This is a genomic window from Kitasatospora sp. NPDC001132 (assembly GCF_053598415.1).
Genome location: NZ_JBSFKF010000013.1, coordinates 182,406 through 203,150, shown reverse-complemented (window position 1 = coordinate 203,150; position 20,745 = coordinate 182,406). Strand labels below are relative to the sequence as shown.

Here is a 20,745-nt window from a genome sequence, read left to right as displayed (position 1 = left end):
GCGGCCGCCCCGGCGCCGGCCGCCGCCCCGGACGGCCCCGCCGCCGCGCCGCGCGCGCCCCGGACCGCCCGCGAGGAGGCCCTGTGCGCCGTCTTCGCGCAGGTGCTGGGCGTCGAACGGGTGGGCGCGGACGACGACTTCTTCACCCTCGGCGGCGACAGCATCCGGGCGATCCAGGTGGTCAGCCGGGCGCACCTCGAAGGCCTGGTGTTCGCCGTGCGGGACGTCTTCGCCGGCCGGACGGTCGCGGCCCTGGCCGAGGTCGCCGAGGCGCACCGGCCCGAGCCGCCCGCCGCGCCGCAGGAGCCCCTGCTGGCCCTCGACGACGACGAACTGGCCCTGATGGAGAACGACTTGAACGAGGACATGCTGTGACGGGCAAGCCGAGGATCGTCGAAGCACTGCCGCTCTCCCCGCTCCAGCAGGGGCTGCACTACCTCGCCGCCGAGGGAAGCGGACCCGACCCGTACGTCCTCCAGCTGTCGGTGCGGGTCGAGGGCGAGCTGCCCGTCGACCGCCTCCGGGAGGCGGCGGCGGCGCTGCTGGGCCGCCACCCGCACCTGCGGAGCTGCTTCCGGCCCCGCCGCAACGGCGAGATCGTCCAGGTGGTCCTGGACGAGGGCTCGGTCCACGTCCCCTGGCGGGAGGTGGACCTGGCGGGCCTCCCGTACCGCAGGCGCCGCGCCGAGTCCGACCGGATCGCCGACGAGGACCGGCTGGAGCGCTTCGACCCGGCCCGGCCGCCGCTGATGCGGTTCACCGCGATCCGGCTCGGCCGGCGCCGCCACCGGCTGCTGTGGTCGGTGCACCACCTGCTGCTGGACGGCTGGTCGATGCCGCTCGCCGCGCGGGAGCTGCTCGCCCTGGCGGGCCTCGCCGGGGCCGAGCCGCTGCCCGAGCCCGCCCCGTACCGGACGTACCTGCGCTGGCTGGCGGGGCAGGACCGGGAGGCCGCCCGCGCCGCCTGGGCCGAGACCCTGGCGGGCCTCGACGGCCCGCTGCGCCTCGCGCCGCACTCCGTCGGACCGGACGCCGGGGCGCTGCCCGAGGTCCGCTCGGCCGCCCTCTCCCCCGCGCTCACCCGGGCGCTCTCCTCCTGGTGCGCGGCCGAGGGCGTCACCCTCAACTCGGCCGTGCAGGCCTGCTGGGCGGTGGCGATCGGCTACCTGTCCGGCCGCCGGGACGTGGTCTTCGGCACCGTCACCTCCGGCCGTCCGGCCGAGCTGCCGGGCGTCGAGACGATGATCGGGCTGTTCGCCAACACGGTGCCGGTGCGCGCCGAGCTGCGCCCCGACCGGACCGTCGCCGAGCTGGTCCGCGCCCTGGCCCGGCAGCAGGTGCACCTGCTGCCGCACACCCACCTGCCGCTCGCCGAGGTGCAGGCCGCGGCCGGCCTGCACGGCGAACTGTTCGACACCGCGGTCGCCTTCCAGAGCTACCCCATGGCGCGGACGGCGCCCTCCGACGACCGCGGCCTGGTTCTCGACGACATCCGGGTGCGCACCGCCACCCACTTCGCGCTGGGCCTGACCGTGACCCCGGGCGACGGGCTCGACCTCTCCCTCGCCCACGCGCCCGGCGCGTTCGACGGCGACGGCGCCCGCACGGCCGCCCGCGCGCTCGACCTGTTCGTCGACGCCCTGGAGCGGACGGCCGCGGCCCCCGACACCCCGCTGGCCCGGATCGTCGGCGGCGGCGAGGCTCCCGAGGGGCCGGGCGCCGGCCCCGACCTGCGCGACGACCGCACCCGCGGCGCCACCCTGCACGAGCTGTTCCGGGGGCACGCGGAGCGGAACCCCGGGGCACCCGCCCTGATCGTCCCGGACGAGGACCGGCCGGACGACCCGGCCGCGGCGCGCACCCTGGACTACGGGCAGCTCGACACCGCCTCGGACCGGCTGGCCGAGCGGCTGGCGGCGTCCGGCGCGCGCCCCGGCACCTTCGTGGCCCTGGCCCTGCCGCGCGGCGCCGACATGATCGTCGCGCTGCTCGCGGTGCTCAAGGCCGGGGCCGCGTACCTGCCGGTCGACCTGGCCTATCCGCCCGAGCGGATCGCCTACATGCTCGCCGACGCGGCCCCCGCGCTGGTGGTCACCACCTCGGCGACCCGGCTGCCGGACGGCTGCGCCGCGCCGCGCGTCGACCTCGACCTGCCGCAGTCCCGGCCGGCGCCGGCCCCGGGGGCCCCGGTGCGCCCGGTCGTCGCCGCACCGGGCAGCCCCGCCTACGTCGTCTACACCTCCGGGTCGACCGGCCGCCCCAAGGGCGTCGTGGTCCCGCACGAGGGTGCCGTCAACCTGGCCGCCCACCACGCCGCCCGGCTGGGCGCGGGGCCGGGGGCCAGGGCGCTGCAGTTCGCGTCGTTCAGCTTCGACGCCACGGTGTGGGAGCTGTGCGCCTCGCTCTACACCGGCGGCGCCCTGGTGCTGGCCACGGCGGAGAGCCGGATGTCCGGGGAGGCGCTGGCCCGCCTGTTCCTCGCGCACCGGATCAACCACGCGGTGCTGCCGCCGACCGTCCTGGCCGGCCTGCCCGGGGAAGCCGAACTGCCGTCCGACCTACGCCTGTTCACCGCCGGTGAGGCGCTTCCCGCGGCCCTGGCCGAACGCTGGTCGGCCCGCGTCGAGCTGCGCAACGCCTACGGGCCGAGCGAGACCTCGGTCTGCGCGAGCGTCAGCGAACCGCTGCACGGCGCGGGCAGGCCGCCGATCGGCTCACCGGTCTCGGCCTTCCGGCTGTTCGTCCTCGACTCGGCCCTGCGGCCGGTGCCGACCGGCGTGGCCGGCGAGTTGTACGTGGCCGGCCCCGGGCTGGCCGGCGGCTACCACGACCGTCCCGGCCTGACCGCCGCCCGGTTCACCGCCTGCCCGTTCGGGCCGCCCGGCGCCCGGATGTACCGCACCGGCGACGTGGTGCGCCGGCTGGAGGACGGCGCACTGGACTACGTCGGCCGCGCCGACCAGCAGGTCAAGCTGCGCGGCTTCCGCATCGAGCCGGGCGAGATCGAGGCCGTGCTCGGGAGCCACCCGTCCGTCGCCCACGTCGCGGTGACGGTCCGGGAGGACCGGCCCGGGGACCGCCGCCTGGTCGGCTACGCGGTGCCCTCCGGCCGCGCCGGGCTGGACGTGGAGGAGCTGCGGGCGCACGCCGCCGCGGCCCTCCCGGCCCACATGGTGCCCGCCGCCCTGGTCGTGCTCGCGGCGCTGCCGGTCACCCCGAACGGCAAGGTGGACGTCCGGGCGCTGCCCGCCCCCGAACACACCGCCGCCGGCCGGCCGCCCGGGACCGCCCAGGAGCGGGAGCTGTGCGCGATCCTCGGCGAGGTGCTCGGCCTCGACCCGGTCGGCGCGGACGACGACTTCTTCGCCCTCGGCGGGCACTCGCTGCTGGCCGCGCGGGTGGCCAACCTGGTGCGGGCCAGGCTCGGGAGCCCGCTGTCGGTGCGGGAGGTGTTCGAGGCCCCCAGCCCCGCCGCCCTGGCCGCCCTGCTGGCCGCCCGCCCGGACCGCTCCGACGCGGACGGCGCGGAGCCCCGCGCGCTCCCCGAACTCGTCGCCGGGGAGCGGCCGGCGTCCGTCCCGCTCTCCCACGCGCAGGAGCGGCTGTGGTTCCTGCAGCGGCTCGGGGTGCCCGACGGGTTGTACGCCGTCCCCTTCGCGGTGCGGATGCGCGGGGCACTGGACGCCGAGGCGCTGCGGGCGGCGCTGCGCGACCTGGTCGCCCGCCACGAGTCCCTGCGGACCGTCTTCCCGGCCGTCGACGGCGACGGCACCGGCGCCGAGCAGCGCGTGCTCGCCCCGGAGGCCGTCGACCTGCCGCTTCCCCTCGTGGACTGCACCGAGGAGGAGCTGTCGCGGGCGCTCGCCGCCGAGGCCGCCCGCGGCTTCGACCTCGCCGCCCGCCCCCCGCTGCGGGCCACGCTGTTCGCCCTGGCGCCCGACGACCACGTGTTCGCGCTGGTGCTGCACCACATCGCGGCCGACGGCTGGTCCCTCGGGCCGCTGGCGAACGACCTGGCCGAGGCGTACCGGTCCCGGCTCGCCGGACGGCCTCCCGCCTTCACCCGACTCCCCGTCCAGTACGCCGACTTCACGCTGTGGCAGCGGCAGCTGCTCGGCTCGGAGCAGGATCCGCACAGCGAGCTGTCCCGCCAACTCGCCCACTGGAGGCGGGCACTGGACGGACTGCCGGTCGAGATCGGGCTGCCCTTCGACCGGCCCCGGCAGGCCCTCGCCACCCACCGGGGCGGCACGGTGCACCTACCCCTGCCCGCCGAACTCGTCCGCGCACTACGGGCGTTCGCCCGCGACTGCGGCACCAGCCTGTTCATGGTGGCGCAGGCCGGGCTCGCGGCCCTGCTCACCCGCTACGGCGCCGGCACCGACATCCCCCTCGGCAGCCCGGTGGCGGGGCGCGGCGACGCCCGACTGCACGGCCTGGTCGGCATGTTCGTCAACACCCTGGTGCTGCGCACCGACACCTCCGGCGATCCTTCGTTCTCCGAACTCCTCTCCAGGGTCAGGGAGTTCGACCTGGCCGCCTACGAGAACCAGGACCTGCCGTTCGAGCGCCTGGTGGAGGCGCTCAATCCGGAGCGGTCGCTGTCCCGCAATCCGCTGTTCCAGGTCATCCTGGACTGCCGGGACGCCGATCCCGTCCCCGGCACCGGCCCGGACCTCACGATGGAGCCGGTACCGACCGCGGGCAGCACCGCCAAGTGGGACCTGTTCGTCCAGCTGACCGCGGGCCCCGAGGCCGACCGGATGGACCTGGCGATCGAGTACGCGAGCGACCTGTTCGAGGAGCGCACCGTGCGGCGCCTCGCCGCCGCGCTGCTGCGGCTGCTGGCCTCGGCCACCGACGCGCCCACCCGCCCGCTCTCCCACCTGGAGGTCCTCACCCCCGAGGCGCGCAGCGACCTGCGCGCCCTGGGGCAGGGCCCCGTGGACACGCCCCGCACCACGGTCACCGCCCTGTTCGACGCCCACCTGGACACCGCGCCCGAGGCGACCGCGCTGCTGTTCGCCACCGGAACCGGGACCGGCCTCGACGGCGCCATGACGTACCGCCGCCTCGACGCCGCCGCCAACCGGACCGCCCGCCATCTGGCGTCCCGCGGCGTCGGCCGGGGCGACATCGTGGCGCTGTGCCTGGAACGCGGGCCGGACGCGGTCGTCGCCATGCTGGCGGCGGCAAGGCTCGGTGCCGCCTACCTGCCGCTCGACCCGGCCTACCCGGCCGCCCGGCTGCGGCACATGGTCACCGACAGCGGCGCCCGGGTGCTGCTCACCCAGCAGTCCCTGGCCGCCGGGGCGGCGGGCGCCGACCCGGAGGGCGGCTGCGCGGTCGTCCGCCTGGACGACCCGCGCACCCGCCGGGAGATCGACGCCCTCCCCGGTACCGCGCCGGAGGGCGGGCCCGACCCGGACGACCTGCTCTACGTCATCTACACCTCCGGCTCGACCGGCACCCCCAAGGGCGTCGGCGTCTCCCACCGGGCCACCGCCCGGCTGGTGCGCGGCATGCCCGCGCTGGGCTTCGCCCGCGCGGACACCTTCCTGTGGAACGCCTCGCCGGCCTTCGACGCCTCGGTGTTCGAGGTGTGGACGGCCCTGGCGCACGGCGCCCGGCTGGCGGTGAACCCGCCGGGGCCGACCGACCCCGGACGGCTCGGCGCACTGCTGCGGGACACCGGCGTCACCGTCTCCCTGCTCACCCCCCGGCTGGTCAACGTCATCGCCGACCTCGACCCGGCCTGCCTCGCCCCGCTGCGGCTGCTGCTCACCGGCGGCGAGGCCGTCTCGGCGGAGCACGTGCGCCGACTGCGCCGGGCGCTGCCCGGCACGGCGGTGGTGGACGCCTACGGGCCGACCGAGGCCGCCGTCATCGCCACCGTCCACCAGGTGCACGAGCTGGCGCCCGAGGCCTCCTCCGTCCCCATCGGCCTGCCGATCGGCGACACCTCGGTGTACGTCCTGGACGAGGGCCTGCGCCCCGTCCCGTACGGCGCCGTCGGCGAGCTGTACGTGGCCGGCCCCGGCCTGGCCCGCGGCTACCTCGGCCGCCCCGGGCTGACCGCCGGGCACTTCGTCGCGAACCCGTTCGGCCCGCCCGGCACCCGGATGTACCGCACGGGCGACCTGGTGCGCTGGGACGCGGACGGCCGCCTGGACTTCACGGGCCGCGGCGACCACCAGGTGAAGGTCCGCGGCTACCGCATCGAGACCGGTGAGGTCGAACGGTCCCTGGCCGCGCACCCGTCGGTCGCCCGGGCCGCCGTCACCGTCCGGGACGACGGCTCCGGGGACCGCCTGCTGGTCGCCTACCTGGTGCCCGCGCCGAACGGCCCCGCCCCCGAACCGGCGGACCTCCGGCGGGACCTGGGCCGGACCCTGCCCGCCCACGCCGTCCCCGGCGCGTTCGTGCTCCTCCCTGAGCTGCCGCTGACGCCCAACGGAAAGCTGGACACCGCGGCGCTGCCCGCCCCGGCACCGGCGGACACGGCCCCCGCGCTGCCCCGCACACCGGCCGAGCGCGTGATCTGCGAGGCGGCGGCCGAGGTGCTGGGACTGGCGGCGGTCGGCCCCGACGACGGGTTCTTCGCGCTCGGCGGCGACAGCCTCAAGGCCATCCGCCTGGTGAACGCCGCCGGACGGGCCGGGCTGCGGCTGGACCTCGCCGCCGTCTTCCAGTACCGCACCCTGGCGGAACTGGCCGTGGCGGGCCGCCCTGACGAGTCCGGCCGGCCGGCCGCCGACGACGGCCCGGTCGACCTGCTCGCCCCGCTGCTGCCGATCCGCTCCGGCGGATCCAGGGCGCCGCTGTTCTGCGTGCACGGCGGCCTGGGCTTCGGCCTGCCCTTCGCCGAACTCGCCCGTCACCTCGACCCGGAGCAGCCGGTCCACGCCCTCCAGGCGCCCGGCCTCGCCCGCGAGCAGACCCCGCCGGGGGACCTCGCCGCCGTCGCCGAGGACTACGTCGCCCGGATCCGGACCGTCCGGCCCAGCGGCCCCTACCACCTGCTCGGCTGGTCCTACGGAGGCATCGTGGCGCAGGCGATGGCCGTGCGGCTGCGCGCCGAGGGCGAGGAGGTCGCCTTCCTCGCCAACCTCGACGCCTACCCGGACTCCGCCCCCGAGTCGCGGCCCACGGACGAGGAGTTCCTCACGGACTTCCTCACCGAGGCGGGCCTCGGCGCCGACGTGCTGCCCCGGCCGACCGTCGAGGCCGTCGCGGCCCTGCTCGCCCGGACCGGCGGCCCGCTCGCGGCCTTCGACGAAGCCGCCCTGGCCCGGCTGCTCACGGTCATGCGCGCCAACGTCGACCTGTTCCGCGGCCACACCCCGGAGACCTTCGACGGCGGGATGACCCTGCTGGTCGCCACCGGGTCCCCGGACGGGCAGGACGTACGGATCCGCGCCAAGGCCTGGGAGCGGTACGTGACCGGTGGGGTCGACGTCCACCCGGTGCCCTGCGCCCACGCGGACATGCTGGGCCCGGGCCCGGCCGCCGCGATCGGCCGGTTGGTCGAACACCGGCTGGCCGCCCTGCACTCCCCCGCCGCCACCCACCGCACGACCTCCGACGACCTGGGAGACAACTCATGAGCAACCCCTTCGACAACCCCGAGGGCCGCTTCCTCGTGCTGGTCAACGAGGAGGACCAGCACTCGCTGTGGCCGTCCTTCGCGGACCTGCCGGACGGTTGGACCGTCGCGCTCGCCGAGACCGACCGCGCCGGCGCCGTCGAGCACATCGAGCGGCACTGGACCGACATGCGACCGCTGAGCCTGCGGAACCGGGGCTAACCGGTGGCCACCGACAAGGCGATCCTCGCCGAGGGGCTGAGCAAACGCTACGCCACCCACACCGCCCTGCACGGCATCGACCTGGCCGTGCCGCCCGGGACGGTGCTGGGCGTGCTCGGCCCGAACGGCGCCGGCAAGACCACCACCGTCCGGATCCTCGCCACCCTCCTGCAACCGGACGGCGGCCGTGCCGTGGTGGCCGGACACGACGTCGCCCGCGCCCCCCGCGCGGTGCGCCGCCGCATCGGCCTGGCCGGGCAGTACGCCGCTGTGGACGCGCTGCTGACCGGCCGGGAGAACCTGGTGCTGCTGGGCCGGCTCCTGCGGCTCGGGCGGCGCGGCGCGGCGGCGCGCGCCCAGGAACTGCTCGACCGCTTCGGGCTGCTGGACGCCGCGGAGCGGACGGTCGGCACCTACTCCGGCGGGATGCGCCGCCGGCTCGACCTGGCCGCCTGCGTCGTCGGAGAGCCCGAGGTGCTGTTCCTCGACGAGCCGACCACCGGCCTCGACCCGGTCAGCCGGAACGTGCTGTGGAACGAGGTGCGCGGCCTGGTCGCCGGCGGCGTCACCGTACTGCTGACCACCCAGTACCTGGAGGAGGCGGACGAGCTGGCCGACCGCGTCGTGGTCATCGACACCGGCCGGGTCGTCGCCGAGGGCAGCCCAGACGAGCTGAAGCGCAAGGTCGGCACTGACAGCCTGGAGGTGACCGTGGCCCAGCCCGGACAGCTGCGGGCGGCGGCCGCCGCGCTCGCCGCGCTCGGCGGCCGCGCCCCCACCGTCCACGAGGACGGCTGCCGGGTCACCGTCCCGCTCGAACACGGGCTGGACGACGTCGCGTTGGCCGCCTCCGAACTGCGCGGCCGCGGCATCACCGCCGCGGACTTCCAGGTCCGCAGGCCCTCGCTCGACGACGTGTTCTTCGCCCTCACCGGGGCCGCTGCCCCGACCGGGGCCCCCTCCTCGGAAGGAACCGATCAGCCATGACGGCGCTGGCCGCCTATCTGGCCGACACCGCAGTCCTGACCGGCCGCCACCTGCGCCATCTGCGCCGGTCGCCGGGCAGGCTGCTGCTGGTCACCATGACCCCCGCCGTCATGCTGATCGCCATCGGCTACCTGTTCCGCGACTCGATCGCCATCCCCGGCGTGGCCTCCTACGAGGACTACATCATGGCCGGGATCGCCGCCCAGGTCGCCCTGGCCGGGGTGGGGCCGACCGCCCTGGGCGTGGCCGTCGACCTGCGCGACGGCCTGGTCGACCGCTACCGCTCGCTGCCGATATCGGCCAGCAGCGTGCTCGTCGGCCGCGCCCTGTCGGACATGCTCACCGCGGCGGCCGGGCTGGCGGCCGTCTCCGGTCTCGGCCTCCTGCTCGGCTGGCGCCCGCACGGAGGGCCGGGGCGGATCGCGGCCGGCTTCGCGGTGCTGCTCGCCTTCTCCTTCGTCATGCTGTGGGTCGGCATCCTGCTCGGCACCACCATGCGGAACGTGGAGGCGATCGACGGCACCGGGGCGCTGATCCTGGTCGTGCTCTCCTTCCTGTCCAACGCCTACGTCTCGGTGAGCGGGCTGCCGGGCTGGCTCCGTCCTGCGGCCGAGTGGAACCCGGTCAGTTCCGTCATCACCGTCTGCCGCCACCTGTGGGGCAACGAGCCGACCGGGCCGGCAGCCGCCGGGTTCCCGGCGACCCACCCCGGGATCGTCGTCGCCTTCTCGCTCGGGGTCGTGCTGCTGGCCGTCGTACCCGCCGCGCTGCGCGGATTCCGGCGCGCCGTCGGGCGGTGATCCAACGTCAGCGGGATGTCAGTTGCCAATCATCGGAGCCTCCTAGGTTGGCGTCCGGAACCACCGGGGCCTGAAGCGTCGAGCTCGAAGGAGAACCATGTCCACCGTCACCCCTGAGCACTACACCCGGATCAAGGAGATCGTCGCGAAGCAGATCGGCGTCGAGTCCTCCGCCCTCGGCGACTCGACGCACCTGGTCGACGAGTTGGGCGTGGACTCGCTGAAGCTCATCGACATCCTCAGCGCGATCGAGATGGAGTTCACCATCGTCATCGACATGGAGGAACTGCCCGAGATGGTCGACGTCGAGGCGATCCACCGGGTCACCGCGCGCGCGGCGGGATGGTAGGGAGTCCCTTGTCCACTGCCTCCCGGCCGGCGGCCCGCAGCCGCCGCACCGTCGTTGTCACCGGCATCGGCGTCATCAGCAGCATAGGCACGGGTGCCGACGAGTACGCCGTGGCACTGCGGGAGGGCCGTTCCGGAGCCCGCCCGCTCACCCGGATCGACACCACCGGATTCCTGCGGAAGAACGCCGCCGAGGTCGAGGACTTCGAGCCGGCCCGCTGGATCCGCAACATCCCGCTCGACTACACCGGACGCGCCGGGCACTTCGCCGTCGCCGCGGCCCGCCAGGCCGTCGAGAACGCCGGGCTGACGGACGAGGAGCTCGCGGCCCGGCACGTGCTGATCAGCATCGGCACGACCGACGGCGAGTCCCACGACCTCGGCACCCTGGTCGAGCAGGAGCTGGGGGACGGCGGCCCCGACGCGTTGGACCCGGTGCTGGCCCGGCGCCTGGGCTCGGGCCGGCTGTCCACCGCGGTCGCCCGCGAACTGCGGCTCCGCGACGCGGAGGCGGTCACCCTCACCACGGCCTGCGCGGCCGGCAACTACTCCATCGGCTACGGCCTGGACGTCATCCGCTCCGGCGAGGCCGACATCGCGCTGTGCGGCGGCGCCGACGCCGTGTGCCGCAAGACCTTCGCCACCTTCCAGCGGCTCGGCGCCATCACTCCCGACGTGGTGCGGCCGTTCGACGTGCACCGCAAGGGCATCCTCACCGGCGAGGGCGGCGGCGTCCTGGTGCTGGAGTCCCTGGAGTCCGCCCTCGCCCGCGGTGCCCGCATCTACGCCGAGGTCCTGGGCTACGGGCTCTCCTGCGACGCGCAGCACCCCACCGCGCCCAGCCGGGACGGCGTCGCCCGGGCCATGGAACTCGCCCTGGCCGACGCGGGAGTCAAGAAGGACCAGGTGGACTACATCTCGGCGCACGCCACCGGCACCCGCGCCAACGACGCCGCCGAGGCCGGCGCCATCGTCGACGTCTACGGCGAACACCCGCCCCGCACCGTCGGGTTGAAGTCGATGCTGGGCCACTCGATGGGCGCGGCCAGCGCCCTGGCCGCCGCCGCCTGCGCGCTGTCGATCCACAACGGGTTCATCCCGCCGACGATCAACCACCAGGAGACCGACCCGCAGTGCCCGGTGGACTGCGTCCCCAACCACGCGGTCACGGCTGACGTGCGGATCGTCCAGAACAACTCCAGCGCCTTCGGCGGCAACAACGCCGTCCTGATCCTCGGTTCCCTCAAGGAGCGTGTCTGATGTCCGCGCCCGCGGAAGCAGTACCCGTGCCGGCCGACGGTCTCGTCATCACCGGCTGGTCGGCGGTCTCGGCGCACGGCCTCTCCCGGCGGGACTTCGCCGACGGGGTGCGCTCGGGCCTGGCCGCGGCCCGCACCGAGCCCGACGGCCCGCGACTGCCCCGCCCCGACGCCTGCCTGGTTCCCGACCTCGACCGTCCCGGCCTGCTCGGCCGGGAGTACAGCTACACCCTCGACCGGCTGGCCGTCATGGCCCTGCTCGCCACGGACCAGCTGCTGGCCGACCCGGAGGGCGGGCCCGTACCGCACACCGACGAACGCACCGGCCTGGTCATGGGGACCACCATGGGCGGCAAGGAGACCATGGCCGCGGTCATCCGGGGCTCGCTGACCAACGCGCGGCCCTTCTACGTCGACGTCGGCCTGATCCCGGGCTGCGTGATGAACCACTCCGCCGGGGCCGCCGCGATCCGGCACGACCTGCGCGGCCCCAACGCCACGGTCGGCGGTGGCCGGGTGAGCGGCCTGCTCGCCCTCAACTACGCGCGCCGCCTGCTCGACCAGGGCCGCGCCGACAACTGCCTGGTCGGTTCCGCCGAGGAGTTCGCCCCCACCCAGGCCTGGCTGGAGCGGGCCGCCGGCACCCCGGGGGAGCCCGCCCCGCTGCTCGGCGAGGGCTGTGGGCTGCTGCTGCTGGAACCGGCCGGCGCCGGCCGGCTGCCGCCGCTCGCCGTGGTGTTGGACGTCTCCACCGGCATCGACGTGGACGACGACCCGCGGGCGGCCGTGGCCTCCTGCGCGCGCCGCGCCCTCGACCGGGCGGGCGTCGCGCCGGAGGAGGTGTGGGCCGCCGTCCCCACGGCCGCGCCGACCCCGGAGGGCGCGGCGGAGCACGCCGCGCTGGCCGGGCTGGTGCCGCCGGAGGCACTGGACCGGATCCCGTCGATGACACTGCTCGGCGACACCGGCGCCGCGTCCGCGACGCTGCAGATCGCGGCGCTGCTCGTGCTCGCCGGGGCCGACCCGACGGCCGCCGGCCGCGTGGCGCTGGTCTCGGCGGTGGACCGGGACGGCACCGTCGCCGTCGCCGTACTGCGACTCCTCGAGGTGACGCCATGACCGCGTTGGTGACCGGAGGCTCGCGGGGCATCGGACGGGCGGTCGTGCTGCGGCTCGCCCGGGACGGCCATGACGTGGCCTTCTGCTACCGGTCCGACGAGGCCGCCGCCGAGTCGCTCCTGAAGGAGACGGCGGAGCTGGGCACCCGGGTCGTCGCGGCCCGCTGCGACACCTCGGACGGCGCCGCCGTACGGGCCTGGGTGCGCGAGGCGGAGCGCGAACTGGGGCCGGTGGACACCGTGGTGGCGTCGGCCGGCATCACCCGGGACCGTCCGCTGGTGCTGATGGGCGACGAGGACTGGCGGCAGGTGCTGAACGTCAACCTGGACGGGGTCTACCACCTGTGCCGGGCGGCGGTGCCCGGCATGGCCAAGCGCGGCCGCGGGTGCGTGGTCAACCTGTCCTCGGTCTCCGGGATCTCCGGCAACGCCGGGCAGGCCAACTACGCCGCCTCCAAGGCCGGGATCATCGCCTTCACCAAGAGCCTGGCGAAGGAACTCGGTCCGCGCGGCGTGCGGGCCAACGCCGTCGCGCCGGGCCTGATCGACACCGACATGGTGGGCGGCGCCTCCGAGGCCGCGATCGGGCGGATCCTGCAGAACGTGCCGCTGCGTCGGCTGGGCCGTCCCGAGGAGGTCGCCGAACTGGTCGGCTTCCTCGCCTCCGACCGTGCGGCCTACGTGACCGGATCGGTGTTCGAGGTGCACGGCGGCCTCACCCTCTGACCCACCCATCCCTAGCCCGTGGAGAAGTGACCATGTCCCGGATTCCCAGTTTCGCCGTGATCTCCGGCGCCCAGGTGCACCACGCCACGGCCGGCCGGGAGCAGGCCGTCATCACGGCGGTCGAGAAGGCGTACCGGCTGCACGGCGCCGGTGAGACCGTCAACCCCGACTCCTACTTCCTGCGCTTCCCCGACCGGCCCTCGTCACGGATCATCGCCCTGCCCGCCTCGGTGGGCGGGGAGGTGGACGTGCACGGCCTCAAGTGGATCGCCAGCTTCCCGGAGAACGTGGCCGCCGGCATCCCGCGCGCCTCCGCGGTGCTGGTGCTGAACGACGCCGAGACCGGCTACCCGTTCGCCCTGCTGGAGAGTTCGATCATCAGCGCGGCCAGGACCGCCGCGTCGGCCGCCCTGGCCGCCCGCGCGCTCGGCGAGGCACGCGGCACCAAGCCGCGCCGCCTCGGCTTCGTCGGGGCCGGGCTCATCGCCCGCTACGTGCACACCTACCTCGCGGCGGCCGGGTTCGGCTTCGACGAGATCGGCGTGTACGACCTGTCCGCCGAGCACGCCGCGGGCCTCTCCGACCACCTGCGCGGGGCGCAGCCCTCGGACGTCACCGTGCACGACACGGCCGAGGACCTGATCCGGTCCAGCGACCTGGTGGTCTTCGCCACCGTCGCGGGCGAGCCGCACGTCCACGACCCGGCCTGGTTCGACCACGCTCCGCTGGTGCTGCACCTGTCACTGCGCGACCTGTCGACCGAGGTGATCCTCTCGGCCTGGAACGCGGTGGACGACGTCGAACACTGCCTCAAGGCCGACACCTCCCCGCACCTGACCGAACAGGCCGTCGGCAACCGCGAGTTCATCGCCGGCACCCTCGACGACGTCCTCACCGCCCGCATCGCCCCGCCCGCCGACAAGCCCGTCGTCTTCTCCCCCTTCGGCCTCGGCGTCCTCGACCTCGTCGTCGCCAAGCACGTCTACGACGCCGTCTCCACCGCCGGCGACCTCCGCACCGTCCCCGACTTCTTCCACGACACCGACCGCTACGGCCGGACGCTCGCGGATCCGGCGCCCACGGAAGGCCGACAGTGACCCTGCCGCGGCGCGTCCGGCGCGTCCGGCGCACCGCCGTCGTCTCCGCCGTCGCGGTCATCGCCGTCGCCGGCCCGGCCGGCTGCGACGCCGGCGACGTGACCGGCGTCGGCGACGGGCCCGCCCACGTGGCGGAGTTCGAGTTCACCGAGCAGGTCACCGAACTGGTGGTGACCACCGGCCACGGGAACATCGTCACCCGTCCCGCCGGCGGCAGCACCACCAAGGTCACCGAGACGGTGCGCTACCGGTCGACGAAGCCGACCACCACCCGCACCCGGAACGGCGGCACCCTCACCCTGTCGGCTGGCGGCTGCGGCTCCGTCCTGGGCGCGAACGCGACCTGCTCGGTGGACTACACCGTCGAGGTGCCCAAGGGGGCCAAGGTCAACCTCCGCGGCTCGGCCGGCGACGTCACCCTGACGGGAACGACCGGCGGCGGCGAACTCCACAGCGAGGCGGGCGACATCAAGGCCGACGACGTGTCGGGCGCGCTGACGGCGAGCACCGACGGCGGCGACATCGACCTGACCTTCGCCGCGGCACCGGGCAACGTGAAGGCCGCCAGCTCCGCGGGCGACGTCACCCTCCGCGTCCCGAACGGCCACTACGCCGTGGAAGCCTCGACGGACGTCGGCGACCGCACCGTACGGGTCACCAACGACCCGTCCGCGGCCACCCGCCTGAACCTGCACTCCGACGTCGGCAACGTCTCCGTCCTCGCCACCCCCTGACACCCGCGGCCCGCCCACCCAACCCGGGGGCCCGCCCCGGCCCCCGGAACGAGAAAACCCCAGGTCAGAGACCTGACCTGGGGTTTCACCATGGAGCCGCCTGCGGGATTCGAACCCGCGACCTACGCATTACGAGCCCGGGAGTGATCATGATGGCTGCTGCCAGCATCGATCACTTGGTGATGAAACCGCAGGTCAGGACGTTGCACCGTGATCCGCGATCCCGTCCGAACCGCCACGTGCTGCCCCGTCCGCTCACGCATCGCTCACGCAGACGGCCCCCGGCTCGGCTTCGGTGCGACCGGCTCCAAGCCGCCTCCGCAGCCCAACATTGGCGCCATGCCAGTCTGGGGAGCTGTCATAGGCCGAGGGCGTTTTCAAGATCTTCATCAGGCTCCCAGTGCACCACGTGGCTCCGTGGACCCTTGAGGCACCCGTGCGAGGAGCCTCCCCCGCCGTGATGGCGGCGGGGGAGACCACTCTCACGGCGTGGCCAAGGTCTCCGGGCGGCGGATCACCGCCGAGATGCCGCGGATGCCCATTGCAGACCCGTTCTCGTGCCGACATGCGCCACCAATCCTCAGGGCGCTGCCTTCGGGGTCCTGCGAGACCTGAGCGTGCTCGTCGTCCACGATCAGCTCAGCGAGGACCTGATCCTTCAAACGGTCTCCCCTAGCCGCAGAGACGGCGGTGTCGTCCTGGCAGCGGTCCGCCACGCGCCGCCAGCGGTCGGCGGAATCCGGATCACCGCTCCACATCCACAGACCTGCGGCTGCGCGTGCCACTTGGGCCATGAACTCGGTTCCGCCCACGTGGACCGAGCGTGCCTGCTTTGAGCCCGGCGACCCGGCCCACGCGTAGTCGCCGATAATCGCTTCGAGGGCTCCGTCCCTCCCATCGAAGATCAGAAGGCCGGCACCGCTGCGCGTCGGCTCCTTGGCCGACTTCAGGAGATCCCGGCCCAAACGTTGCGCAGCGTGGTAGCCGATCCGGTGCAGTAGGTCGACGACGTCCTGCGGGGTGGTTCCCTCGTCCGTGTCACCGTAGAGGACGTCCACGCGCACCCCGCGCGTCACCGCGGCCTGGATGGCGCCGCCGAGCTTCGACAGACTCTCCACATTCACCGTGGGCGAGGCGATTAGGACGTGGTTCGCCGCCGTGGCCAGTGCCTCGGTGATCAGAAGTTGGTGGGACTCCTCGCCGGACACCTCCGAGAACAAGGCGGCCTTGATCGATTGGGCCGTGAAACCGTCACCGCCGTTCCCGAGGGGGTCGGCTTCATCCAGCCAGGGGAAAAGGTCGCCTGTCTGGGGGAGCGCTGGGGCCCCGACCGCGGCGGCCGGGGACTTCCGCCCCGCGATGCTCAGCGGTGTCGGTCGGTATGCCTGGCCGGTGGCGGGCGCAGGAGCCGGTACCGGGGGTGATTCCTTCCTGGCGGTCGTCTGCGGCGCCGGCCGGAGGTCCGATGCGGCCTCCAGCTCCTCCTGCCTGGTCAGTGCCACGGCCAGGATCTCGGCCGACAACGCCTGGTGCCAGCCCCGGGGAAGCCCCGTGATGGCGCGATCGGCGAGGTCGACGCGCACAGGGAGGTAGCGGCTGAATGTCACGAGCCTGGGCCGGCCAATGCTGCGCACCCACTCACCGCTGGCGCGCGGCAGCAGCTTCTGGATCTGGGACTCATCCAGCGCGTTGCGTACGATGCGCAAAGGAGTGGACGGGTTGAGGTCCGGCCGCGCCTCCTGCTTCGAGACGGTCAGCACTTCACCACGCCTGGCCAGCTGTCCTGCCGTGCGATCGAAGACTACCGTGCAGGGCGGGGCCGGAACCACGACGACCGATGCCGGGTCCTTTCCGGACGAGCATGCCTGCTGGCCTTCGTCGGTGAGGACGAAAGTGGCCTCCCGCCCGCTGGTGACGGCAACCCAGCCGGCACCGACCAGGGTCACCACGGCTTCGACCATCAGTCGTTCGTGAACCCGGAAGGTGTCGCACAGCGAGGTCAGGGTCGCGCCCTGGTGGGGGGCGACACCGGCTCGCACGGCGATCTCCTCCAGGACCCGCCGCTCCAGACGGCTGTACGGACGGCCCCGGGCCACGTTGAAGTTGACGCTGAACATGCTCACAGGCACGAGGACGATCACAGGGTCTCCCTGAGGTCAGCCGGGACACGCACGGCCCTGCCGTCCAGGAACCATTCGTCGAGCAGGGTGACGATCTTCTTGAAGGACCACAGGGGCTGGGACTCGTCTGCGAGAGGTACTGCTTGCACCTGATGGAGGAAGAAGTCCCAGGAACCGACGAGGATCAGCAGACGCTCCGCCCGCGAGAGGAGCACGTTCATCCGGCCTGGGTCGTCGAGGAACCCCAGACCTCGGCCGATCTCCTCCTCGTTGTTGCGAACCAGGCTAATGGCGACGACGTCCGCCTGGTTGCCCTGGAAGGAGTCGACGGTGTGGGTGGGGAACCGGTTGCCGTCGATCGCTTCGGCTTTGAGACCGAGCTGGACCTGCAGTCCGGCAGGCAGGGGCGTGCCCCGCAACTGCTGGCTGAGCAGGCTCACCTGCCGGGAGTACGGGGCCAGCACCGCAAGCTTGCCCTGACACCCGCCATCCGGCCCCAGGGCCCGGAGGAAGTTGGCGAGGGCGCGCGCCTCCGCCGGATTGGTGTACGGCGACTGGCCGCTGTTCGGGCCGACCTCACGGGTGGAGGCGTCGTTGCGGCACCACGGCACGTCAAGCCAGACCACGGCCCGGTCACGGATGCCGTGCGGGGTGTGGAAGCCGTGACGCACGCGCTCCACCGGTTCGCCCTTCTTGTCCAGGGTGCGGTTCACCAGTCGCCCCTGGTAGTACGCCTCGGAGATGAGCCGGCCGATGTCCGGGTGCATGCGGTGCTGGCCGATCAACTGTCCCGCGGACGCTCCCTTCGCTTCGGTGTCTGTGACGAGACGGTCGGCACCTGCGGCCACAGCGCAGTACTCGTACAGGCGGTGGAAGGTCTTCAGCCATTCCTTGGCGTACTCGCGGAACTCATCCCGGTCCGTCTGGCTACGCCGCTCCCACGAGTCGAGCCATTCCTGGTCGAGCAGACCGGACGCCCTCGCCTTGAGACGGCTGAGGGTCTGCGCCACCGGATCCAGCTTCTCTATCCCCTGCCGGTAGTCCACGTACCGGTAGGGATCCAGCTGCTTGTGGTCGCCGATCAGCAACCAGCGGTGACCTGCCTGCAGCGGTAGCGCAAGGTCGAACGCGTGCGCCTTGCCCGCCTCCTCGACGATCGACCAGTCGAACGCCTGGCCTGCGGCGAGGGCGACCAGGTCGCCAGCGCTGGTGGTGCAGTAGGTGAGGTTCGCTCCGCGTTTGACCAGCTCGACGAAATCCGACGAGCGGCGGCCGAGATCCCCCTGCTCCTGCATCATGTTGATCTCACTCACCATGGCCTTCGCGTCCTCCAGCCAGGCGAGCTGCACCTCGCTGAGGGAACTCATGGCACTGAGCTGGGAGATGCTGCGTTGGAGCACCTGCCTGGCCACGCCCTCGACGCCGTCCGCGGGCAGTGCGGTTCCGGCCTTGTGGGGACCCCGCAGCCGGATCTGCAGCGGCCTGTCAGCCTCCGGTACGTCCTGGAACGCCTCACCCACCTTCGACCTGAGCACGTCGACGGCTCCGTGGGCCTGGGCCGTGACCAGTACCTGGACGACGGGATCCTCCGTGATGATCTCGCGCAGCAGCCAGGCGACGAGGGTGGTCTTGCCCGTGCCGGGCGGCCCTTGCAGCGTGTAGATGGGCCGCACCCGGAGGATGTCCTCGATGCTGGCCCGTTTTGGCTCGTCCACCCGTTCGCGGTCGAGTTCGACGGGGAGCTCGGAAGCGCCCGTGTCCATGCGGACATGACTCGGGGTGGCCAACGACCGCAGGAGGTATCCGTGCTGGTCGAGGGAGTCGATCGCCTTCTTGCGACGCCGGAACAGGCTTATCTGCCCGGGCATGCCAGCGCTGCGGAGGAACCCCTCCTTCTCCACCTTTACGCGGCCCTTGCTCAGACCGGGACGGCTCAGTGTGACGAACTCGGTCGCCTGATCCATGGCGTCGACCTGCCACACGTTGCCGTCGTCGTCGGACTGGGGGTCTCGGGGCGGGAGTTTCAGGCGGGCGCCGTCGTGGGCTCCCGACAGAATGACCCTGGACCGGTCGCTGCCCCGTACTTCCTTCTGCAGGAAGTCGATCAAGTCCACGCGGAACGCTTCGAAGACTTCGTGTCCTTCGGGGCGCGCGCGCTCCTTGACCACAGTCCGCTCCACGCCGTCTTCCAGCCACGGCCCACGGACGACCTCGTACGGAAAGATCTGTGAGTCGAGGAGGAGCAGCTCGATCTGGTTGCTCACGCGAACGAACTCGTGGAAGCGGCTGAGCTCGCGTGAGACCTGCGCACTGCGGTCGATCTTCGGCAGCACGGGCTCCCACGACGTGGCGTTCTGCGTGATCGTACGGTCACGGGCCACCTCGTCCCTGGCATAGGCGAACACACGGCCCGGCGGGAGTTCGCGGAAGCTGTCGTCGCCCTCGCTGAAGAGCAGCGGCTGGGCGGACCGGCAGTCCGCGACCTGCCAGCTGGACGCGCCGTCCTTCCCTCGATACGCCGTGATCTTCAGGCTGAGCCTGCCGCCGATGAGGATGAAGTATGGCCTGCCCGGGACGGCGTACAGGAGGGGCTTCTGCAGGTCCTGGCGGACAAACTCGCATGCCTCCTTCCGGTGGACCGGGTCCCCGGGGATAAAGGTCCCCATGGGGTCGAGCCGCAAGTGGTCACGCAGCCCGCTGTCCATCAGGTGATCGATGAACTCCGGCCGCCGCAGATCGAGGGCCAGGACGTATTGCACGTCCTCCTGCTGGGTGCGCAGGGGGCTCGCCAGGGCCCGCGTGATGTCCTGGATCCGACTGATGATGTCGTACGGCGCAGTCAGGCGCTCCAACGGGTCTGCGGCGACGAGGTCCAGCAGCAGCTTGCGCTCGGCCTCGGTCAGGTCGTGCACGGCGGTGCTGATGGCCTTGAGCACTCGCACGTGACGTTCGGGCGGGGGATTGGTGGTGAAGCGCTCAAGGTCGAGGAACAGCCGCGCGCAGAGGATGCCGAAGGCGAACCAGTCGTCGTCCTGACGCCAGGCGGTCACGCCTCCCATGGCGCGCTCCGGCGGGACTGGCCAGCCGACGGGAGGCTGAGACCCAACTGGACGACCAAGTTTGACGGACCATTCGAAGCCGCCGAGCCTAAGGGATTCGGCGCCGAGGTCCTCGTCGAAGAATAGGGAGTCGATGTCCACGCCACGATGCAGGACCTGCCGCTCATGCAGCAGGTTCAGTCCTGTGGCGACGCGCCGTAAGCCGCTCCACAGCTGTTCGCGTGCGACCGTTCCCCGGTTCGAGAGCCACGGGTAGCGGGCCCGGCGCTGCAGCGCGTCCGCGACGCGCTCGTAGCCCGGCGCCTCCAGGACCATGACAAAGCAGTTGTGTTCCCGGTCGAGGCCTGCATCCTTGAGTACGACCAGCGCATCGTCAGACCTCGGGCTGCTCGCGACCTTGTACAGGGTACGCAGTTCCTGGTCCCACAGGGCACGCTGCACCCGGTCCGGCTGCTCGCCCTCGTACGTCCACGTCTTGAGCAGGTACGTGTAGCCGTCGCTGAACGCCTCCCAGACCTGGGATTCGCCATCACCTGCGTGTGGACCCCCAGTGATTTCGTACCTGTTCCGCAGAAGTAACGTCCCGACGGAGGGAGTCGTCATCCATCCACCTTCACGAGTTGGAGAGCGGGTGAGTAGACACCGCGGCGGCCCGACCCGGCCGCACGGATGAAACGTGATCCTACTCAC

The 20,745-nt window shown here is 73.1% G+C and carries 13 protein-coding genes; 11 read left to right on the top strand and 2 right to left on the bottom strand.

Going from position 1 to position 20,745, the window contains the following annotated elements:
• The 11 genes from ACWDBE_RS20060 to ACWDBE_RS20010 form a co-directional block, all read left to right on the top strand.
• The coding region (locus ACWDBE_RS20060) for a phosphopantetheine-binding protein (protein WP_449808677.1) at positions 1 to 375 on the top strand (375 nt) is incomplete at its 5' end.
• Positions 372 to 7,607 (top strand): amino acid adenylation domain-containing protein, encoded by a 7,236-nt coding sequence (locus tag ACWDBE_RS20055; RefSeq protein WP_449808676.1) that lies wholly within the window; start codon positions 372 to 374, stop codon positions 7,605 to 7,607. The genes ACWDBE_RS20060 and ACWDBE_RS20055, both read left to right, overlap by 4 nt.
• On the top strand, positions 7,604 to 7,807 hold the full coding sequence (locus ACWDBE_RS20050) for an MbtH family protein (protein WP_392868104.1): 204 nt from the start codon (positions 7,604 to 7,606) through the stop codon (positions 7,805 to 7,807). The genes ACWDBE_RS20055 and ACWDBE_RS20050 overlap by 4 nt, the downstream gene beginning before the upstream one ends.
• Before the next feature lie 3 nt (positions 7,808 to 7,810).
• A complete protein-coding gene (locus ACWDBE_RS20045; protein ID WP_449808675.1) occupies positions 7,811 to 8,794 on the top strand; it encodes an ATP-binding cassette domain-containing protein in 984 nt (327 codons plus the stop codon).
• Positions 8,791 to 9,594, top strand: a complete 804-nt coding sequence (locus ACWDBE_RS20040) for an ABC transporter permease (protein WP_449788390.1) — start codon at positions 8,791 to 8,793, stop codon at positions 9,592 to 9,594. Before ACWDBE_RS20045 ends, ACWDBE_RS20040 begins: the two co-directional genes overlap by 4 nt.
• A 97-nt stretch (positions 9,595 to 9,691) precedes the next feature.
• On the top strand, positions 9,692 to 9,943 hold the full coding sequence (locus tag ACWDBE_RS20035) for an acyl carrier protein (RefSeq protein WP_449788391.1): 252 nt from the start codon (positions 9,692 to 9,694) through the stop codon (positions 9,941 to 9,943).
• The gene (locus ACWDBE_RS20030; RefSeq protein ID WP_449788392.1) at positions 9,937 to 11,202 is read left to right on the top strand and encodes a beta-ketoacyl-[acyl-carrier-protein] synthase family protein; all 1,266 of its coding nucleotides are present in this window, start codon (positions 9,937 to 9,939) and stop codon (positions 11,200 to 11,202) included. Before ACWDBE_RS20035 ends, ACWDBE_RS20030 begins: the two co-directional genes overlap by 7 nt.
• A complete protein-coding gene (locus ACWDBE_RS20025; protein WP_449808674.1) occupies positions 11,202 to 12,320 on the top strand; it encodes a beta-ketoacyl synthase N-terminal-like domain-containing protein in 1,119 nt (372 codons plus the stop codon). Before ACWDBE_RS20030 ends, ACWDBE_RS20025 begins: the two co-directional genes overlap by 1 nt.
• Positions 12,317 to 13,045: a 3-oxoacyl-ACP reductase FabG gene (fabG, locus tag ACWDBE_RS20020; RefSeq protein ID WP_392868119.1), complete on the top strand. Its 729-nt coding sequence runs from the start codon at positions 12,317 to 12,319 to the stop codon at positions 13,043 to 13,045. The genes ACWDBE_RS20025 and fabG overlap by 4 nt, the downstream gene beginning before the upstream one ends.
• A 32-nt stretch (positions 13,046 to 13,077) precedes the next feature.
• On the top strand, positions 13,078 to 14,142 hold the full coding sequence (gene sbnB / locus ACWDBE_RS20015; RefSeq protein WP_449788395.1) for a 2,3-diaminopropionate biosynthesis protein SbnB: 1,065 nt from the start codon (positions 13,078 to 13,080) through the stop codon (positions 14,140 to 14,142).
• The gene (locus ACWDBE_RS20010) at positions 14,139 to 14,876 is read left to right on the top strand and encodes a DUF4097 family beta strand repeat-containing protein (RefSeq protein WP_449808673.1); all 738 of its coding nucleotides are present in this window, start codon (positions 14,139 to 14,141) and stop codon (positions 14,874 to 14,876) included. The genes sbnB and ACWDBE_RS20010 overlap by 4 nt, the downstream gene beginning before the upstream one ends.
• Positions 14,877 to 15,358: 482 nt before the next feature.
• Here the strand turns inward: ACWDBE_RS20010 and ACWDBE_RS20005 are convergent, their stop codons facing one another.
• Both ACWDBE_RS20005 and ACWDBE_RS20000 read right to left on the bottom strand, forming a co-directional pair.
• A complete protein-coding gene (locus tag ACWDBE_RS20005; protein ID WP_449808672.1) occupies positions 15,359 to 17,017 on the bottom strand; it encodes a hypothetical protein in 1,659 nt (552 codons plus the stop codon).
• On the bottom strand, positions 17,014 to 20,658 hold the full coding sequence (locus ACWDBE_RS20000) for an AAA domain-containing protein (RefSeq protein WP_449808671.1): 3,645 nt from the start codon (positions 20,656 to 20,658) through the stop codon (positions 17,014 to 17,016). Before ACWDBE_RS20000 ends, ACWDBE_RS20005 begins: the two co-directional genes overlap by 4 nt.
• Positions 20,659 to 20,745: the final 87 nt, after the last annotated feature.